Annotated in this window: 14 protein-coding genes and 1 pseudogene; 6 read left to right on the forward strand and 9 right to left on the reverse strand. The window is 39.5% G+C overall.

Annotated elements, in window-relative coordinates; genetic code table 11:
- Nucleotides 1–10: 10 nt before the first annotated feature.
- Nucleotides 11–361 (reverse strand): GNAT family N-acetyltransferase, encoded by a 351-nt coding sequence (locus HUW48_RS21735; RefSeq protein WP_182412928.1) that lies wholly within the window; start codon nucleotides 359–361, stop codon nucleotides 11–13.
- A gap of 279 nt (nucleotides 362–640) precedes the next feature.
- Nucleotides 641–1,021, reverse strand: coding sequence for a T9SS type A sorting domain-containing protein (locus tag HUW48_RS21740; protein ID WP_182412929.1), 381 nt, complete (start codon nucleotides 1,019–1,021; stop codon nucleotides 641–643).
- 129 nt (nucleotides 1,022–1,150) lie between these two features.
- On the opposite strand from HUW48_RS21740, the pseudogene HUW48_RS21745 reads away from it, so the two are divergent.
- From HUW48_RS21745 to HUW48_RS21755, 3 genes and pseudogenes are all read left to right on the forward strand, one after another.
- Nucleotides 1,151–2,296 (forward strand): annotated as a pseudogene (locus tag HUW48_RS21745) (NAD(P)/FAD-dependent oxidoreductase); the annotation flags it as partial.
- A gap of 63 nt (nucleotides 2,297–2,359) precedes the next feature.
- The gene (locus HUW48_RS21750) at nucleotides 2,360–3,472 is read left to right on the forward strand and encodes a type III polyketide synthase (RefSeq protein WP_182412931.1); all 1,113 of its coding nucleotides are present in this window, start codon (nucleotides 2,360–2,362) and stop codon (nucleotides 3,470–3,472) included.
- Nucleotides 3,465–4,184, forward strand: coding sequence for a methyltransferase domain-containing protein (locus tag HUW48_RS21755; protein WP_182412932.1), 720 nt, complete (start codon nucleotides 3,465–3,467; stop codon nucleotides 4,182–4,184). Before HUW48_RS21750 ends, HUW48_RS21755 begins: the two co-directional genes overlap by 8 nt.
- A 147-nt stretch (nucleotides 4,185–4,331) precedes the next feature.
- On the opposite strand, the gene HUW48_RS21760 is transcribed toward HUW48_RS21755, so the two are convergent.
- Nucleotides 4,332–5,234 carry a histone deacetylase family protein gene (locus HUW48_RS21760; RefSeq protein ID WP_182412933.1) on the reverse strand — a complete coding sequence of 301 codons (903 nt, stop codon included), beginning with the start codon at nucleotides 5,232–5,234 and terminating at the stop codon, nucleotides 4,332–4,334.
- A 443-nt stretch (nucleotides 5,235–5,677) separates the two neighbouring features.
- Here HUW48_RS21760 and HUW48_RS21765 point away from each other — a divergent pair, with 443 nt between their 5' ends.
- Together HUW48_RS21765 and HUW48_RS21770 are read left to right on the forward strand one after the other, a co-directional pair.
- Nucleotides 5,678–5,965 carry a hypothetical protein gene (locus HUW48_RS21765; protein ID WP_182412934.1) on the forward strand — a complete coding sequence of 96 codons (288 nt, stop codon included), beginning with the start codon at nucleotides 5,678–5,680 and terminating at the stop codon, nucleotides 5,963–5,965.
- 297 nt (nucleotides 5,966–6,262) lie between these two features.
- Nucleotides 6,263–6,727 carry a hypothetical protein gene (locus HUW48_RS21770; protein ID WP_182412935.1) on the forward strand — a complete coding sequence of 155 codons (465 nt, stop codon included), beginning with the start codon at nucleotides 6,263–6,265 and terminating at the stop codon, nucleotides 6,725–6,727.
- 74 nt (nucleotides 6,728–6,801) lie between these two features.
- Here HUW48_RS21770 and HUW48_RS21775 read toward each other — a convergent pair whose 3' ends face one another.
- The 6 genes from HUW48_RS21775 to HUW48_RS21800 all read right to left on the reverse strand — a co-directional run bounded on the left by HUW48_RS21775 (nucleotide 6,802) and on the right by HUW48_RS21800 (nucleotide 15,083).
- Nucleotides 6,802–7,017, reverse strand: a complete 216-nt coding sequence (locus HUW48_RS21775) for a hypothetical protein (protein ID WP_182412936.1) — start codon at nucleotides 7,015–7,017, stop codon at nucleotides 6,802–6,804.
- Between the two features lie 1,107 nt (nucleotides 7,018–8,124).
- Nucleotides 8,125–8,376 (reverse strand): acyl carrier protein, encoded by a 252-nt coding sequence (locus HUW48_RS21780; RefSeq protein ID WP_182412937.1) that lies wholly within the window; start codon nucleotides 8,374–8,376, stop codon nucleotides 8,125–8,127.
- A gap of 12 nt (nucleotides 8,377–8,388) precedes the next feature.
- Complete coding sequence (locus HUW48_RS21785) at nucleotides 8,389–11,796, reverse strand: efflux RND transporter permease subunit (RefSeq protein ID WP_182412938.1); 3,408 nt, start codon at nucleotides 11,794–11,796, stop codon at nucleotides 8,389–8,391.
- 9 nt (nucleotides 11,797–11,805) lie between these two features.
- The gene (locus tag HUW48_RS21790; protein WP_182412939.1) at nucleotides 11,806–12,942 is read right to left on the reverse strand and encodes an efflux RND transporter periplasmic adaptor subunit; all 1,137 of its coding nucleotides are present in this window, start codon (nucleotides 12,940–12,942) and stop codon (nucleotides 11,806–11,808) included.
- Nucleotides 12,943–12,974: 32 nt separating this feature from the next.
- Nucleotides 12,975–14,447, reverse strand: coding sequence for a TolC family protein (locus HUW48_RS21795; protein WP_182412940.1), 1,473 nt, complete (start codon nucleotides 14,445–14,447; stop codon nucleotides 12,975–12,977).
- Nucleotides 14,448–14,450: 3 nt separating this feature from the next.
- Nucleotides 14,451–15,083: a TetR/AcrR family transcriptional regulator gene (locus HUW48_RS21800; protein ID WP_246343575.1), complete on the reverse strand. Its 633-nt coding sequence runs from the start codon at nucleotides 15,081–15,083 to the stop codon at nucleotides 14,451–14,453.
- 391 nt (nucleotides 15,084–15,474) lie between these two features.
- Here HUW48_RS21800 and pheS point away from each other — a divergent pair, with 391 nt between their 5' ends.
- On the forward strand, nucleotides 15,475–16,500 hold the full coding sequence (gene pheS / locus HUW48_RS21805) for a phenylalanine--tRNA ligase subunit alpha (protein WP_182412941.1): 1,026 nt from the start codon (nucleotides 15,475–15,477) through the stop codon (nucleotides 16,498–16,500).
- The last annotated feature ends 5 nt before the right edge of the window (nucleotides 16,501–16,505 follow it).

Consider the following 16,505-nt stretch of genomic DNA (forward strand, 5'->3'; position numbering starts at 1 on the left):
TCGATATTCGTTATTTTTTGTAATAGTTTATTCGCCAGAATTTTGAAATCGGGCCGTACGCTAGCCAGATTTTTAGTAAGATAAGGCCATCAATACCACCGTACGGATGATTGGCAATAGCGATAAAGGCTCCGTGTACCGGTATATTTTGCAGCTCTTTCGCGTCTACTTCAAACTGAATACCTAGTTGCTCTAACACAACATCAATAAAATCTAAGCCATTTAAATGTTGGGTGGCCGCGTAAACAGCGTTAAGCTGATGCAATTTAAGTAGTCGCATAAGCACAGGAGCTAAAAACCGGGTATTGGTTTTATCTAATTTTGTTGCCGAAGCAAAATCATTTGCTGAAGTAATATCCATAGTAAAGTAGATAGTAGCCGCAACCTTTTATTCTAAATTAATCTTGGCAATTTTGACACAAACCGACTTCAGCAAATATGGATTAGGGATATTACTTTTATATTATGCAGATATTATAAAATAGTTAATACTACTATTTTTGATGCTTTTACAAGAAAAACGAGAGGAAGTATTTAGAGGTCTAACTTTGCTATTTAATTTACTAAATGGCTATAAAAATAAAAGGAGCATTTTCTGCTCCTTTTGTACTACTTTAAAAGTGATAAAATACTTTAAGTTTTAATTAATTATAACTTTTCTAATTTCGCTGTATTCGTCAGCTTCCAGTTTTACGTAATACAAACCACTCGCGAATTTACTTAAATCTAATACCTTAGTAGTTTTATCTTCTGTTTCGTAAAAGTTTTCGTGGAGTACTACATTACCAATTACATTTAACACCCGAAGTTCGGTCCGATGGCCTTTAAAACCGGAAAGTTCTAAAAAAACTTTACCGGTACTAGGATTAGGAAAAATTGTTATTCCCTTATCTGATTCTTTATTTGCTGGTGCTGGAGCCGCAACCTGTAATTTTGCCGGCTCTGAATCCGGTGCTTTAACTTGAGCACCAATATTCAGGCAGAGCAACCAGGCACCAAACAAAAGTATAATTTTTTTCATATATTCTATTTATCAAAATCAAGTTGCATGAATATGTCTACTTTGTGAAGTAACGCATTGTAAATAAATTAGTTTTTGTATTTTAGCTAGTATTACTTGCTCAAAATCTAAAAACAAACTTGTCCTTCAAAAAGTCAGGTTAAATTACAATCAAGTACTTTGAAAAATATAATTATTATTGGCGGCGGCCTTGCCGGATTAATTACCAGTCTGCAATTACAACGTACCGGCGCCCACATAACTTTAATTGAACGGAAACAATATCCGTTTCACCGGGTTTGCGGCGAGTATATTTCTAACGAAGTAAAACCATTTTTAAAGAAACTTGAGGTTGATTTAGATGCGCTACAACCGGCTACAATTAATCAATTTTTACTAAGCTCACCGGCTGGTAAAACGCTTAGAGCTCCGCTCGATTTAGGCGGGTTTGGCATAAGCCGGTATTCTCTGGATAATTACTTATTTCAACTGGCCCAAAAACGGGGAGTGGAGTTTATTTTAAACACCAGTGTTTCAGATGTAAAATTTAACGATGATCAGTTTTCAGTGTTATTAACCGATAATCGTAAAATTACTGCTGATTTAGTAATTGGCGCTTACGGTAAGCGGGCAAATCTCGACCGGAACTTACAGCGAACCTTTTTTCAGAAGCGTTCGCCTTACTTAGCCGTTAAATACCATATCCGTACCGATTTTCCGCGCAATTTAATTGCGTTGCATAACTTTAATGATGGCTACGCCGGAATTTCGGCCATTGAAAACGATAAATATTGTTTTTGCTACCTGACAACCCGCTCTAACCTGAAAAAGCACGGCACTATTGCCCAAATGGAAAAAATTGTGTTGCAGCAAAACCCTTACTTAAAGCACATATTTAACGAAAGCGATTTTTTGTACGAACAACCCGAAGTAATTAACGAAATTTCTTTTGCCCCGAAGAGTTGCCTTGAAAATCATATTTTAATGTGCGGCGATGCAGCCGGCCTGATTACGCCCTTATGTGGCAATGGTATGGCTATGGCTATTCACGGAGCAAAAATTATCAGCGATCGGGTTACGCATTACCTGCAAGGCCACTACTCCCGTTTACAATTAGAACAAGCCTATAGCCAACAATGGAAAAAGCAATTTAATAGCCGGTTGCAGGTGGGCCGGTTAATTCAAGGTTTGTTTGGTAGACCTATTTTATCTGAAGCAACGGTAACCTTATTAAAGCAAATGCCCCAGGCTGTACATTTTTTAATGAAAAACACGCACGGAAAAGCTTTTGAGTAAATATTTATATCTGGCGAAATAAGTAATAAAACAATTTCCCATTTTTTTGCTTATACTACCACGATGAATAGCTTTATCTGTGCGATTGGTACCGCTACGCCCCCTCACAAAATAGCGCAAATGCGAACAGCCGAATTTATGGCTACCGCCTTGCAATTACCTGCGGAAGAAAACCGGAAATTAAAGGCTTTATACCGGGTAACAGGCATTGCCCACCGTTACACCGTATTACCCGACTTTGCCACTACGAACGGCCAATTTACTTTTTTTCCTAATACTCCCGATTTAGAACCTTTTCCAACAGTGCGGCAGCGGATGGAAATGTATCAGCAAGAAGCATTGCCGCTTTCGGTAGCGGCCGTTACAGATTGTCTGGATCAAATAAAAAACTTTGACCGGAGCTCTATTACGCATTTAATTACGGTTTCCTGCACAGGGATGTATGCACCGGGCTTGGATATTGACTTAATTCAGGCATTAGATTTACCTTCTACTACCCAGCGTACTTCGGTAAATTTTATGGGCTGTTACGCCGCTTTTAACGGTTTAAAAGTAGCCGATGCCTTTTGCCAGACTAATCCGGAGGCTAAGGTGTTAGTGGTATGCACCGAACTATGTACCCTTCATTTTCAGAAGTATCAGGAGTACGATCATTTAGTATCTAATGCTATTTTCGGCGATGGTTCGGCTGCTGTGCTGGTTCAAAGTAAACCCATCCCTAAACACAAAAATTTAGAACTGGCTGCATTCCATTGCGAGTTAGCCTCAGCCGGTAAAAAAGAAATGGCCTGGCACATTGCCAATCATGGCTTTGAGATGACCTTATCCTCGTACGTGCCCGATTTAATCCAACAAGGTATTAAATCTCTTACTCAAAGCTTATTGCAAAAGTTAAATTTAGAGTTATCTACCGTAGATTTATTTGCTATTCATCCGGGTGGGCGGAAAATACTGGAAGCAATTGAAAAAGCATTAGATTTACAGCCCGAACATAATTGTTTTGCCTACGAGATTTTGCGCGATTATGGCAATATGTCGTCGGCTACGGTACTATTTGTTTTAAAAGCAATATTACAGACCCTCTCACCGGCTCACCACAACCAGCCGATACTGAGCTTTGCTTTTGGTCCTGGATTAACATTAGAATCAATGCTTTTAAGAGTGTGCTATGTTTAAGAACCGTTCAATTACCCCCGAGTTAATGGACGATCCGAATGTAGATGGATCTGCCTTACGGCGTAACTTAGAAGAGCTGGAGTTTATTAACAAATGGCTGGGTGGCAATGAAGTAGTAACCCAAGCTTTAAATACTTTATGGAACAACGGGCAAATTAATCCGGAACTCCAAAGTAATTTAACTATTGCCGATTTAGGTTGTGGTGGGGGCGATATCTTACGCGATGTAGCTGATTGGGCATTCGAAAAAAATGTAAATGCTACTTTAATTGGCGTAGATGCTAATCCGGTAATGATTAAGTATGCCCAGCAAAAATGTGCGGGTGTATCTAATATTCATTTTTTACAGGCAGATGTTTTTGCGCCTGATTTTCAGGAAACCCACTACGATATTGTTATCTGCAGTTTATTCTGTCACCATTTTACCGATGCCCAATTGCAGCAGTTGCTCCAACGGCTAAAACAGCAAGCCCGGTTAGCCATTATTATAAACGACATTCATCGACATCCATTTGCCTACTACTCTATTAAATGGTTAACTCACTTTTTTTCGCGCTCGTATTTAGTAAAAAATGATGCGCCACTTTCGGTACTTAGGGCTTTTAAACGCACCGAATTGATTCGTTTATTTAAAGCTACCGGGTTCTTTAAGTACCAGTTGCGCTGGCAATGGGCCTTTCGCTGGCAAGCTATTCTCTACACCAACCGATAGTAAAGTTTCTCATTATTTTGTTTTAACGCCAGCTTAAAAGTAAAAAGCAGCCTATTTGTGGCACTTTTAAACCTCGGCAGCTTTTACTAAAAATAATTACGTAAGCCAACTTAGTGGAACATATTAGTAACACTCGTAAGTTTTAAATTAAAAGTATACATACTGAGCTAGCCGAAAGGTATTAGCATGCGCTTCCACTATCGTGGCAATCCGTTCCGAATACCCTCCTCCCATGCTCACCGCAACCGGAATGTGGTTCTGTTTACAAGTTTCCAACACATAGCGGTCGCGTCTTTTACAACCTTCCATTGATACTTTTAATCTACCTAATTTATCTGTAGCCAGTATATCTACTCCCGCCTGATAAAAAATAAAATCGGGCTTCACCTGATCTATAAGACGTGGTAGATGATCAAATAATTGCTGCAGATAGGCATCGTCTTCTATTCCATCAGGTAAAGGCACATCTAAATCAGACTTTTCTTTTTGCAACGGATAATTGTGGCTCCCGTGCATACTAAAAGTAAATACTTGCGGTTCTGTCTGGAAAATTTGTGCTGTTCCATTACCTTGGTGCACATCCAGATCAACAATTAATATTTGCTTAGCGAGGTGGTGCTGCAATAAATAATTAGCCGCTATTGCCATATCGTTTAAAAGGCAAAAGCCTTCGCCCCGGTTCGTAAAGGCATGGTGCGTGCCACCAGCTACATTCATGGCAATACCATATTGCAAAGCAAATAAAGCGGCCTGTACCGTTCCGTTCATAATTACTACTTCGCGATTTACTAATTCCTGGCTCAACGGAAAACCAGTTTTCCTGATTTCACTGGGAGTAAGTTGTAAATCACGAAGACGTTGCCAGTATACAGGATCATGCGTAGTAAGAATAATACTATCCGGCAACGGTTCAGGCCGAAATAAATTCGCAGATTCAATAGTTCCTTCGTGTAATAATTGATCCGGCAGTAAATCATATTTCAGCATCGGAAAACGATGCCCCGGGGGTAAAGCATGGGCATATTGTTCTGTCCAGGCGATTTTTAGCATGCAGTAAAACAGATATTAAGAACTTTTACAAAAAAACTTTTCAAATAACGTATTCTAAAGACTTCTGGCCTATAAATTGTTTATAGGCTTTACCTATTATTTAAACCATTAACTTTAATATAAGCCCGGCCATTTATTTTTTTAGTACTTATTCAGTCTGATAAGATTAGTGTCTGATTCTGATTTGGGCATTGGTTTTATACTCAGTTTAATACAATTATCCTGGCTTATATTAATTTAATCAGAATCTTATATAACTTATAGAATAATAGCTTATTTAATGGCTCTAAATGGATTTTATTACCTAATTATACAATTTATTTGTATGACAGATAAACGGAATAGCTACTTACTAAAGTACTAATATATAGCAAATTTTGAATGTATTAACAATAGAACTACAAACCCTTAATATATTGTAAAACTTATACTTTACTATTTACATGAACCATTTTTACGATCCAGAAGAATATTTTTTGGTTGCCGATCTTACCACTAGAAAACTTTACTTAGTCCAGACCATCTATAAGTTGTTATTTAAACATAATCGTCCTACCGATTTAATAGCGTGTTATTTATACGAAGGTCAAGGCGTTATTGCTAGCACCACCCGTGAACTTATTACAAGAGAGAATTTACATTACGCTAAAGAGATAATGCCTAAGCAAAAGCAACCCAAAGAACAAAAGCAGCAGAAACAACACCGGGAATATATGTACGCTAACTTATAGGCATTTCGGCAATCAAAAAATAATCGTAAAATACCTTTATTCTAATTAAGCAATCCTTTCCTAAGTATAAAAGCAACTCATTTAAGGTTGCTTGTGAAAGATTTGAATAACTAAGCCATAATTTAGACACCTGCCCTATTGTAAGATGTTTTAAGCTGGTGAAGCAGTTACTTTATTGAAGCAAAAAACAACCGGTAATTATCTTTTTTGATCCTCCCTTTTTCTGCGTAAAATTTAATCTAAATTTTCATATATAATTATTTATTAATATATTTAAAATAAAATATATTTAGCATCATGGGTTCTTTAATCATTTGCTTTACGGTAGCGTATATTGTTTATTATAACTTAAATTATGGCATATGGGCTACGGCTACTTATCCTAAACCTATATCATTTAAGGTAACACCCCAGGTAAAAGCCTTGTACCATGAATTGCAGGATTTAGGTATCAGAGCAAAATTAGAGAAGTACATTAGCCAGGAGCACATCATGACGATATCTGTTCCGGAGCATAAAATAACAATTGAAATAGATGGAAGTACTAATACAACTAATACTTCCCTTTCTGATTTACAAAGAACCCATTACTCCTTAGTAAATGGTCAATACACTATAAGAATACCCAACTCTTATGTTAAAAGTAATTTTCCGCAAGCTTTAGGCTATATCAACCGGATTATTAGTTATAAGCAAAAATCCATAGAGGAAAAGAATATTCCTTTAACGGACTACACTCTGTTACTGGAAAGAGCAAGTTAATAGCCTGCCAGATACATTAATTTAGAGCCTAATTGGGCTTGGATAAAACTTTTCTTAAGGCACTTTAGCTATTTTTATTCGATCTCGCGCGAATGTTCATAATCCTGGAAATCATCTAGGTTTTTATATCCAGGTAATTGCTTTTCTTTCGGAATTACCATCCAGCCTTCTTCCAGAAGAGGAGTAGGTTCAATGGCATTTTCGCTTAACCACTGCGAATGCTGCTCTTCCGGAATATCTTTTAAGCTTATAGCTTTAAACTCGTCGTAAGTTAACTTATTACCTTCCATTAAAATTTACTGTTAATCACCTTTAAGGAGTATTGTTGATATTACTTGTGCAGTTATACTTATAAGACAGGAATAGCGTTTGATAATTTTCAATTCTTCTTTTTACGTCCTGTCTTCAGAAAACCATTAGTCATTATCTAATAGGCTATAAGAAATGCTTAGGCTTCTAATGAAGCTATAAAGCACAATCTTCTAATCCTAAAAGTATTCCTAACCTTTGCTTCTCTAATTCTTTTGTTTCTTTGATTCTAGTCCGTGTTTAGTTGGCATCAACTTCCGCCCGTGCCTATCTGCACTCTTCTCTAAAGCAATTAAGGTTATAACTACAAAAGCTATTACTATAGCTAAAAAGACCCAAACTGTGGTTTTATGCATTTTTAAACTAGGTCTTTTAATAGCCATGACACTGTAATAAATTTATAACTTTATAACAATTAGTTAGTTCCTCAGAAAAGAAGCGCCTTTAAACTTAATCTAGCCTGTTTATGCGCAATGTTGAACGGGGAATAATAAACTTTAGGTTCTTCCTGAGACATACTTGATTACAAGATTTTATGCCATTTATTCTTGCTAATTAGTTTAGATACAAAAGTAACCTGAAGGACAAACTCTCATGCAAGAAGTACGATAATGGATTACGCAAGTTACAGTGTTAATAAGTAAGTTGAACGGCCTAATATTGACTATAATGCTCTGTTTTAAAGTTTCTTTAGCCGCAAATCTTTTATATGCCCGTAGGCAAAATAGTAATAATAACAACTTTACATGATTGGATTAAAATTTAAAACAGGTAAGAAAATTAAAAGCTCTGGCCAGTTTTCTTCTTGCTGCTAACTACCCGTGGGTGGTGCCAAATAGGAATTCAGAATCGCTCTCGCTGGGTATAATTTGGTTGCAAGTTATTAGCTAGTAGTTGTAGCCGCTAAGCAGGAAGGCGAGAAATTATTACTAAATCCGAATACGGATGCATACTAGCCAAGTACTTGTTCTCGCCAAAGCAGTTCTTCATTTTATCACTTTCATTTAACAAGAAAGGCGAACCTTTTTCAAGGTTCGCCTTTCTTAATTTTATAATTATTATTTCGTTACGAAAGCTTAAAATTTGTACTAGCTCGCTTTACGCAACGTTTGCGCAGAAACATAATGAATAAAATCACCAACTGTGTCAAGAGGCACTTCATCCGGAATGGTTATTTTAAAACTTTTTTCCAGTTCCAGGATAATGTCAACAACATCCACGGTATCGAAACCAAACTCCCGGCTTAAATTAGCGTGAGCCTGTAAGCGAGAAGGTTTAATTTCTTTGGTCTTACTAATTATGTTAATGATTTGATGCTCGATGTTTTGAGTACGTGGCATGTCAGGATAAAATTAATGTGTACTGTATTCTTCTACTAGATGCGGTTGAGATTCGATTGGTTGCACGTGTTTCGGCTTCCGACCCATTTTTAACTTAAAGCGTTCACTAATCAAGTACATAGCAGGTACAACTAAAAGGGTTAATATAGTAGCAAAACTTAAGCCAAATATAATCGTCCAGGCAAGCGGCCCCCAGAATACTACGCTATCACCACCCAGGAAGAAGTGTGGTTCAAAGTCAGAGAACAGAGTAAAGAAGTTCAGGTTTAACCCAATAGCCAATGGAATTAAGCCCAGAATAGCAGCTGTAGCCGTTAAAATTACCGGCGTTAAACGGGTTTTTCCTGCCATAACTACTGCTTCTTTCAGCTCATAGCCTTCCCGTTCACGTAGCACATCGGCAAATTCAACCAGTAAAATACCGTTCTTCACCACAATACCCGCCAGCGCTATTACACCTACTCCCGTCATAACAATAGAGATATTCATGTTAAATATGGAGAAACCTAGCAGTACACCAATTAAGCTAAATACAATTTCAGATAAAATAATGAGCGGTTTAGATACAGAATTGAATTGGGTAACCAGAATCAAGAAGATTAAACCAATAGACGATATCAGGGCAACACCCAGGAAATCGCTTGTTTCTTTTTGATCTTCCTGCTGCCCACCAAATTTTACTTCATACCCTTCAGGGGCTTTAAAGTTTGGTAAGGCTTGTTGAATCTCGCCAACAATTTCATTGGCATTATACCCTTCCAGCACGTTAGAGGAGAGCGTAATTACCCGCTTTAGGTTTTTGCGCCGGATACCGCCAAACGTATTAGAATAATCAATTTTAGCCACCGAGGACAATGGAATCTGGCGAATAGCTCCACCCATAGACATATCCCGGAAGGTAATGCGCATATCCATTAAGGCATCGATATTTTTACGGTAAGGCTCGGCGTAACGCACCTGAATCGGGTACTCGTCTTCGTCGCGTTTAAACTTAGACGCCTCGGTTCCAAAAATAGCGGTTCGCAATTCAATGGCTATCTGGGCCGTGCTGATACCTTCCCGGTTAGCCCGTACCCGGTCGATAGCTACGCTTATCTGCGGATTTTTATCTTCTAAATCGGTACGTAAATCTTCAATTCCAGCAATTCCCAGGGAATTAATGTATTGCTCTACGTCTTTAGATACCTTAATTAACTGACCAAAATCTTCACCGGATACTTCAATACTAATTGGTTTACCTACCGGCGGCCCGTTTTGCTCCTGGTCTACGATAATTTCTACTCCTGGAATACCTTTTACGCTTTCCCGAATTTTGTTCAGGTACGTTTTGGTATTGGGGCCGGTGCGCTCCATAAACTCCACAAAAGCCACGGTAACTTTACCTTTGTGCGACTCAGCGGTATAAGACGGCTGCGTAGGGTCGCCGGCACCAATAGCTACGTTTGCAATTACCGATTCTACATCGGGGTTATTTTTACCAATTACGTTATTTACCCGTTGCTCTACTACCTTAGTCAAAGAGTCGGTGACAGATTGATCGGTACCAACGGGCAACGTTAAGTAGGCGTAAACAAAGTTCGGGTCACCTGATGGGAAAAAGTCAACTTTCGGCTGCCGGATAACAGTAAACACAACCGAGAGTATAAGCAGGAAAACTATTGAACCTAACACCATCCAGGGCCGGCTACCTTTTAATACGCTGCGTAAAGTACGTTCATACAAGTTCATGAACTTAGGTAGTACTTTCGTTTGGAAGGAATTAATCCAACTCGTAAACACATATTTATTTAAAGCCACAAAAAGCATAATAAATATGGTAAGGTTGCCTACTCCCCGGAAACCAGCCAAATAGCAAATTCCCGCAAACACCGCCATGCCAATCATAGTATACAGGAACGTTTTGCGCGCTTTTACAGGGTTCACTTCTTTTTTACCCATAAACGACACCGCAAATACCGGGTTAATAATAAATGCTACCAGCAACGAGGCCATTAACGTTATAATAAGCGTAACCGGTAAATAGTACATAAACTCTCCCACAATACCCGGCCAGAATAATAGCGGAGCAAAGGGAGCAACGGTGGTTAAAGTACCCGCGAGCACCGGCACAAAAACTTCACCGGCGGCTGCTTTTGCTGATTTAACAATACTCCAGGGATGTTCGTGGTGAATACGGTGCGTATTTTCAATTACCACAATGGCATCATCCACCACAATACCTAAGGCCAGCAAAAAGGCAAAAAGCACAATCATGTTCATGGAAATACCAAAGAACGATAGCACAATAAAGGCTACGAACATGGAAATTGGCACCGATAAGCCCACAAACAAAGCGTTAGTAGTACCCATAAAGAACATAAGAATAACCGTAACCAGAATAAAACCAATGATAATAGTATTAATCAGGTCATTCAGGCTATGCCGGGTACGGGTTGACTGATCGCCGGTTACCGTTACTTTTAAGTCTTTAGGAAGCGCAGAACCCTGCATTTCTTTAACAATGGCATTAATTTTATCGGATGCCTCAATCAGGTTCATTCCGCTCCGCTTTATCACATTCAGGGTAATAACCGGTTTACCGTCCAAGCGAGCATAGCTTTCTTTTTCTTTAAAGCCATCGACAACTGTGGCAATTTCGCGGAGCGGGATGTTGGCCCCTGGCAATGATTTTACCACAATGTTGCCGATTTCATTCGCATCGGTATATTGCCCTACTACTCGCACAGCACGTTTCATTTCGCCTACTGCAATTAAGCCCCCCGACATAGTCATATTCTCAGAAGCAATGGCGCGTTGAATATCCCCGAAAGTAACTTGCGCGGCCTGCATTTTATACATATCCACGTTTATTTGTACTTCCTGCTCCAGCGCACCTACAATATCTACCCGGTTAATTTCAGATAAAGCTTCAATACGGTCTTGCATAGCCTCAGCATATTGCTTTAACTTATCGCTGGAGTAATCGCCGGATAGGTTAATGTACATAATCGGAAACTCAGAAAAGCTTACCTCCTGTACATCCGGCTCATTAGGCATATCCTGCGGTAAATCAGCTTTTGCTTTATCTACCGCATCTTTTACCTTTTGCTTTGCCACATCTACTGCCACATCGGTGTTAAATTCTACCGTTATCATACAGAAATCCTGCATAGAGTTAGAAGTAACTTTTTTAACGCCCGATAAAGATTTAATTTCTTTCTCAATGGGGCGGGTTACCAGGTTTTCCATATCCGAAGGCGACGTTCCCGGGTAAATAACCCCGGTAATTATCGTAGGGATAACAATGTCCGGAAAGTTTTCTTTCTGGAGGCTATTGTAAGACAGCACACCCGCAATAGTCAGGATCACCGTCATTACATAAATGCTGGTTTTATTGTCAATGGACCAGCTGGTAGGAAAAAAATCTTTTATCTTTTTCATCGGCTTACTTTAAAAAGTAACTGTTTGACCTTCGTACAGATTCTGATAGCCCGTAGTAATAACCTGATCATTTACGGCCAGGCCTCCGGTTACTTCTGCTTTACCGGCATAACTTAAACCAGTCTGTACTTTCTTTTTGCGAACTACATTTTGGCTACCTTCTTTCGTGGCTACGTACACAAAATCACCGGTATCATCTCGCTGCACCACGTTTACGGGTACTACCAAGGCCTTCGGCTTTTCGTAATCTTTTACTTTTATCAAGGCTATCATATTAGGCCGTAGCTCTGATTTAGAACCACCTTTTATAGTCAACTCCACAGGAAAGGATCGAGAAGATGCGTTTATTGCCTGACTAACCACAGTAACTGTAGCTGGAAACTCTTTATTGAGGTCTGGCAGAGCTACTATAGCTTCGTCGCCTTTGTTTATTTTACCCGCATTGGCTTCTGAAATTTCGGCTAGCACCTTCATACTGGAGGTATTTACTATTCGGGCCACCGGCATTGGAGAACCCGGAGTTACAGCTTCACCAACCTTTGGATTAAATTCATCAATTACGCCGCTAATAGGAGCTTTAATAGTATACTGGTCTTTTTGCTGACGTAAAGTAGCCAGACGCCGCTCCAGCGATTCTTTGTTATTCTTAGCGGTTAAGTATTGAATTTCAGTACCAATTTTTTGATCCCAAAGACGTTGCTGTTTCTCAAAAACGGTTTTGGCTAGCTCTAAACCAGTAAGAAGTTCCTGCTCGCTGGTTTCCAGAATTGAAGCATCAATAGTAGCCAGAACTTGACCTTTGGTTACGCGGTCACCTACGTCTACCCGCACACTGGTAAGCACCCCAGGTACTTTAGGGCTTACAACTACGTTCTTATCAAAATCTACCCGACCTTGTACTTCCAGAAAATGGTCAAACGTTTTGGGTTGCACCGGCTGTACTACTACCTGCACGGCCGCTGCGGCTGGAGCATCGGTTTTACCGGTACTTTTTACTTTACCTTCCAGTTCTGTAATTTTGCTTTGGGTTTCGGCTTGCTGTTTCTTTAAAGCAGCCAATTGTTCCTCGGGAGTGCCACCACCTTTCGAGCAGGCCGTAAAACCTACTAAGGCAGCTATAAGAGCTATAGATAGTTGTTTTTTCATCTTTTTATTAGTGCGTATCATTTTTGAATAAATTATTTGTGTAAGGTTCCAGCTGATTTTTGTAAATCTACTTTGGCAATAAGCGCATCGTAAATGGCAGCGTAGTAGTTTGTTTGGGCTTGACGCAGTTCAGTTTCAGCGGTAATTACTTCCAGGTTAGAGCCTACCCCTTCTTTAAACTTGATATTGGTTACGCGGGCTACTTCGGTGGCTAATTCCAGGCTTTCTTTCTGCGACTTAATTACTTGCAAGGCATTCTGCAGATTGGTATTCGATTGGTTTAATTGTAAATCAATGCTTTGCTGCAAATTCCGGAAACCGTTGTCCAGTGTTTTTAAGTTTAACTTGGCTTCCTGGATCTCGTATTTCTTCCGCAAGCCATCAAAAATCGGCACTTGTAAACTCACGCCAACAAAAGCAAAATTGAACCAGTTAGGATAGAATTTTTCGGCTACCTGCGTCTCAAAACGCGCTAAATCCCGGAAACTATTACTCGACCCACTGTAACCATAGCGCCCGTTTAACAATAATTTAGGATAGTAACCCGATTGCTTATTTTTGATATTCAGCTTGGCTAAATCGCGCTGGGTTTCTAAAATAGAATATTCAATCCGCTGGCTATAGTCAAAGTTACTATTAGCTACTATTTGTGCTTCTACTAAGGCATTATCTAACTTATCCGTTAATTCCAACGGCTGGCTCAAATCCATACCCATCTGGAATTTTAGTAAATCTACTCCCAGTTCTACCAAACGAGTGGCTTTATCTTTTTCTACTTTCAGGTTATTATAAGCTACCTGCAGCCGGTCTACGTCAATTTTTTCTGCTAAACCTTGCCGGTTGATTTCAGTAATTTCGCGTAACTGATTTTCCAGCCGTTCTAAATTCCGGTCTAATAAATTCAGGCGTTCCCGAGATACTAAAACTCCGTAATAAGCCTTAGTAACCTGGTCAATCACATCAATTTCGGTTTGTTGCGCCTGCTTCTGCGATAAATCTGTATACACTTTAGCGGCTTTCAGGCCAATCAGGTACGAACCATCGAACAGCAATTGGCTGGCACTAATAGCTGCCGAACCAGAATATTTCAATCCAAAAGCAAGGGTAGTTGGTGGTAATGGATCTGTAGATTCTACAAACTGCGGATCAAGTACTACATTCTGCCCATTATTTAAGGAATTTAAATTATCCGGAGTAATGGTAATTTGCTGTTTTCCTCCTCCGCCAAACATGTTTGGGTCGATCAGCGTTTTTTGCAATACAACGTTATTGCCCACATCCACGGCTCCGTTAATTTGAGGCAAGCCTTGTGAACGAATCTGTCCGATCCGGGCTTTGGCAATTTCATTTTGTAGCTGGGCATTCTTTAAATTAGGCTGATTAGCTAAGGCATAGTCGATACTTTGTTGCAGGCTGAATGCCTGAGGCGCTTGCTGCGCCGTAACAGTTTGGGCGGACCAACTGAAAATACCTGCGAACAGGAGACTGAATAATTGTTTTTTCATAATTTAATCTTGTTCAACAACTTGTTTATATGTATTAATAAGCTTGTACCCTTTTAAACTGGCAATACCCAGCATAAAATGTTCAAGCGTGGCTAACTGCACTTTTTGTAAATCAAACTTATCCGGAGGAAATATTTCGGGATTAAATACATCTTCAATCTGGGCCAGTCGTAACCGGGCAATTATATCTAAGTCAAAATCGCTGCGGTATAAACCTTGTTCTATCCCGTCTTTCAGGTTCCGGGCAATTTGCTGCAGAATAAATTTATTTTTATGCGTGATCCAGACTTGCCAGGCGGGTTGGTGGTATTTCTGCAGATCGTAAAATACCGACGGATGCATACCTGCCAGTTGTTGCCGGATCATCTGCATCATCTGAAACAGCTCTTCAATGGCATTTTTAGCTTGAATAGTAAAACTACCACAGTCTTCTACCATCTTATCTAAGTGGTCTTGCAACATGGCCATAACCAGCTGGTCTTTGTTTTCGAACCACTTATAAAGCGTTTTTTTTGAAACTCCCAGATGTAAAGCAATATCGTCCATCGAAACACTTTTTATACCGTTGCGCATAAACAGCCTAAAAGCTGCTTGTAAAATTTTATCTTTGATCTCCATTTCAATTGCTTCCGGCACAAAACTAAGGAAACTATTTTTGTTTCCAAAGTTTCCAGAGTATAACCTAAAAATTTAGTGTTTGTTTAAAAAGGAACCATCATCTGCCGGATTTTTTGAATATTTTATGCGAAATAGAATTATTATTAGATATTTTGCTCTTTTTTAAAGAACGATTTAAAGGTAGCAGGTGGTTGAAGCTTGGACAAGTTGGAATAAGCCAACTAGGTAGGAATTACCGGTAAAAAGCCGGAAAAAGTCGGTGAATTGTTTCATCGTATTCTATAAAATCCAGACTATCAGAATAAAGATAAACCATATTATTCGTGTTTGATTTTACAGAAACCAGATTTAAGCTTTTTATACCAGTTTGCAGGTTCACTAAATTCTGATAAAGTGTATATTTGTGTCTATGAAGTTTGAAGAATTAGCCCAGGTAGCCCAAGAAGTGGCGACCTTTGAATTAGCCAATAAAGAGCAGTTGGAACAATTCCGGAATTTATATACGGGTCGGAAAGGCCGGATTGCCGATTTGTTTGATGGTATTAAAAACGTTGCCCCGGAGCAACGGAAAGCGTACGGACAGGAACTAAATGCTTTAAAAGAACAAGCCGTAGCCAAATTTAAAGCTAAACAAGAAGAACTGGAAGCTGCCAGCGCTGCTACTACTGAAATTGAATTTGATTTTACCTTACCAGTTATACCGCAAACCCTGGGCACCCGGCACCCCTTAACTTTAGTGCGGGAAGAAATCATCCGCATTTTTGAACGGATTGGCTTTAATCTATCCGAAGGCCCGGAAATTGAAGATGACTGGCACAATTTCTCGGCACTGAACTTTCCGGAAAACCACCCCGCCCGCGACATGCAGGATACTTTTTTTGTTGGCGAAGATGCCGCCATGCTGTTACGTACCCATACTTCCAGTGTGCAGGTGCGAGTGATGGAAAACAAAAAACCACCCATCCGGACCCTTTCACCGGGCCGGGTGTACCGCAATGAAGCTATTTCGGCCCGGGCTCATTGTATTTTTCACCAGGTAGAAGGTTTATTTATCGATAAAAAAGTAAGCTTCGCCGATTTAAAACAAACCTTGTATTATTTCGTGCAGGAAATGTTCGGGGCAGATACTAAAATTCGTTTCCGGCCATCCTTTTTTCCGTTTACCGAGCCAAGCGCTGAAATTGATATTTCGTGCCTGATTTGTAAAGGAGCGGGTTGTAATATTTGCAAACAAAGCGGTTGGGTAGAAATTGGCGGTTCCGGCATGGTAGACTCAGAGGTACTAAAAAACTGTAACATCGATCCGGTTCGCTATTCAGGCTTTGCATTCGGGATGGGTATCGAGCGTATTGCCATGCTGAAGTACCAAATTAAAGATTTGCGTTTATTTACCGAAAACGACGTACGGTTTTTACGGCAATTCGAATCTATTTAAATATT

The sequence above is a fragment of the Adhaeribacter radiodurans genome (assembly GCF_014075995.1).
In the GTDB taxonomy this organism is placed as follows: Bacteria; Bacteroidota; Bacteroidia; order Cytophagales; family Hymenobacteraceae; genus Adhaeribacter; species Adhaeribacter radiodurans.

Excerpts from the sequence above, each read along its gene's own strand:
- HUW48_RS21740 (WP_182412929.1), bottom strand. The coding sequence starts at position 1,021 with ATGAAAAAAATTATACTTTTGTTTGGTGCCTGGTTGCTCTGCCTGAAT.
- HUW48_RS21735 (WP_182412928.1), bottom strand. The coding sequence starts at position 361 with ATGGATATTACTTCAGCAAATGATTTTGCTTCGGCAACAAAATTAGAT.
- HUW48_RS21760 (WP_182412933.1), bottom strand. The coding sequence starts at position 5,234 with ATGCTAAAAATCGCCTGGACAGAACAATATGCCCATGCTTTACCCCCG.
- HUW48_RS21770 (WP_182412935.1), top strand. The coding sequence starts at position 6,263 with ATGGGTTCTTTAATCATTTGCTTTACGGTAGCGTATATTGTTTATTAT.
- HUW48_RS21795 (WP_182412940.1), bottom strand. The coding sequence starts at position 14,447 with ATGAAAAAACAATTATTCAGTCTCCTGTTCGCAGGTATTTTCAGTTGG.
- pheS (WP_182412941.1), top strand. The coding sequence starts at position 15,475 with ATGAAGTTTGAAGAATTAGCCCAGGTAGCCCAAGAAGTGGCGACCTTT.
- HUW48_RS21790 (WP_182412939.1), bottom strand. The coding sequence starts at position 12,942 with ATGAAAAAACAACTATCTATAGCTCTTATAGCTGCCTTAGTAGGTTTT.
- HUW48_RS21750 (WP_182412931.1), top strand. The coding sequence starts at position 2,360 with ATGAATAGCTTTATCTGTGCGATTGGTACCGCTACGCCCCCTCACAAA.
- HUW48_RS21755 (WP_182412932.1), top strand. The coding sequence starts at position 3,465 with ATGTTTAAGAACCGTTCAATTACCCCCGAGTTAATGGACGATCCGAAT.
- HUW48_RS21775 (WP_182412936.1), bottom strand. The coding sequence starts at position 7,017 with ATGGAAGGTAATAAGTTAACTTACGACGAGTTTAAAGCTATAAGCTTA.
- HUW48_RS21785 (WP_182412938.1), bottom strand. The coding sequence starts at position 11,796 with ATGAAAAAGATAAAAGATTTTTTTCCTACCAGCTGGTCCATTGACAAT.
- HUW48_RS21765 (WP_182412934.1), top strand. The coding sequence starts at position 5,678 with ATGAACCATTTTTACGATCCAGAAGAATATTTTTTGGTTGCCGATCTT.
- HUW48_RS21780 (WP_182412937.1), bottom strand. The coding sequence starts at position 8,376 with ATGCCACGTACTCAAAACATCGAGCATCAAATCATTAACATAATTAGT.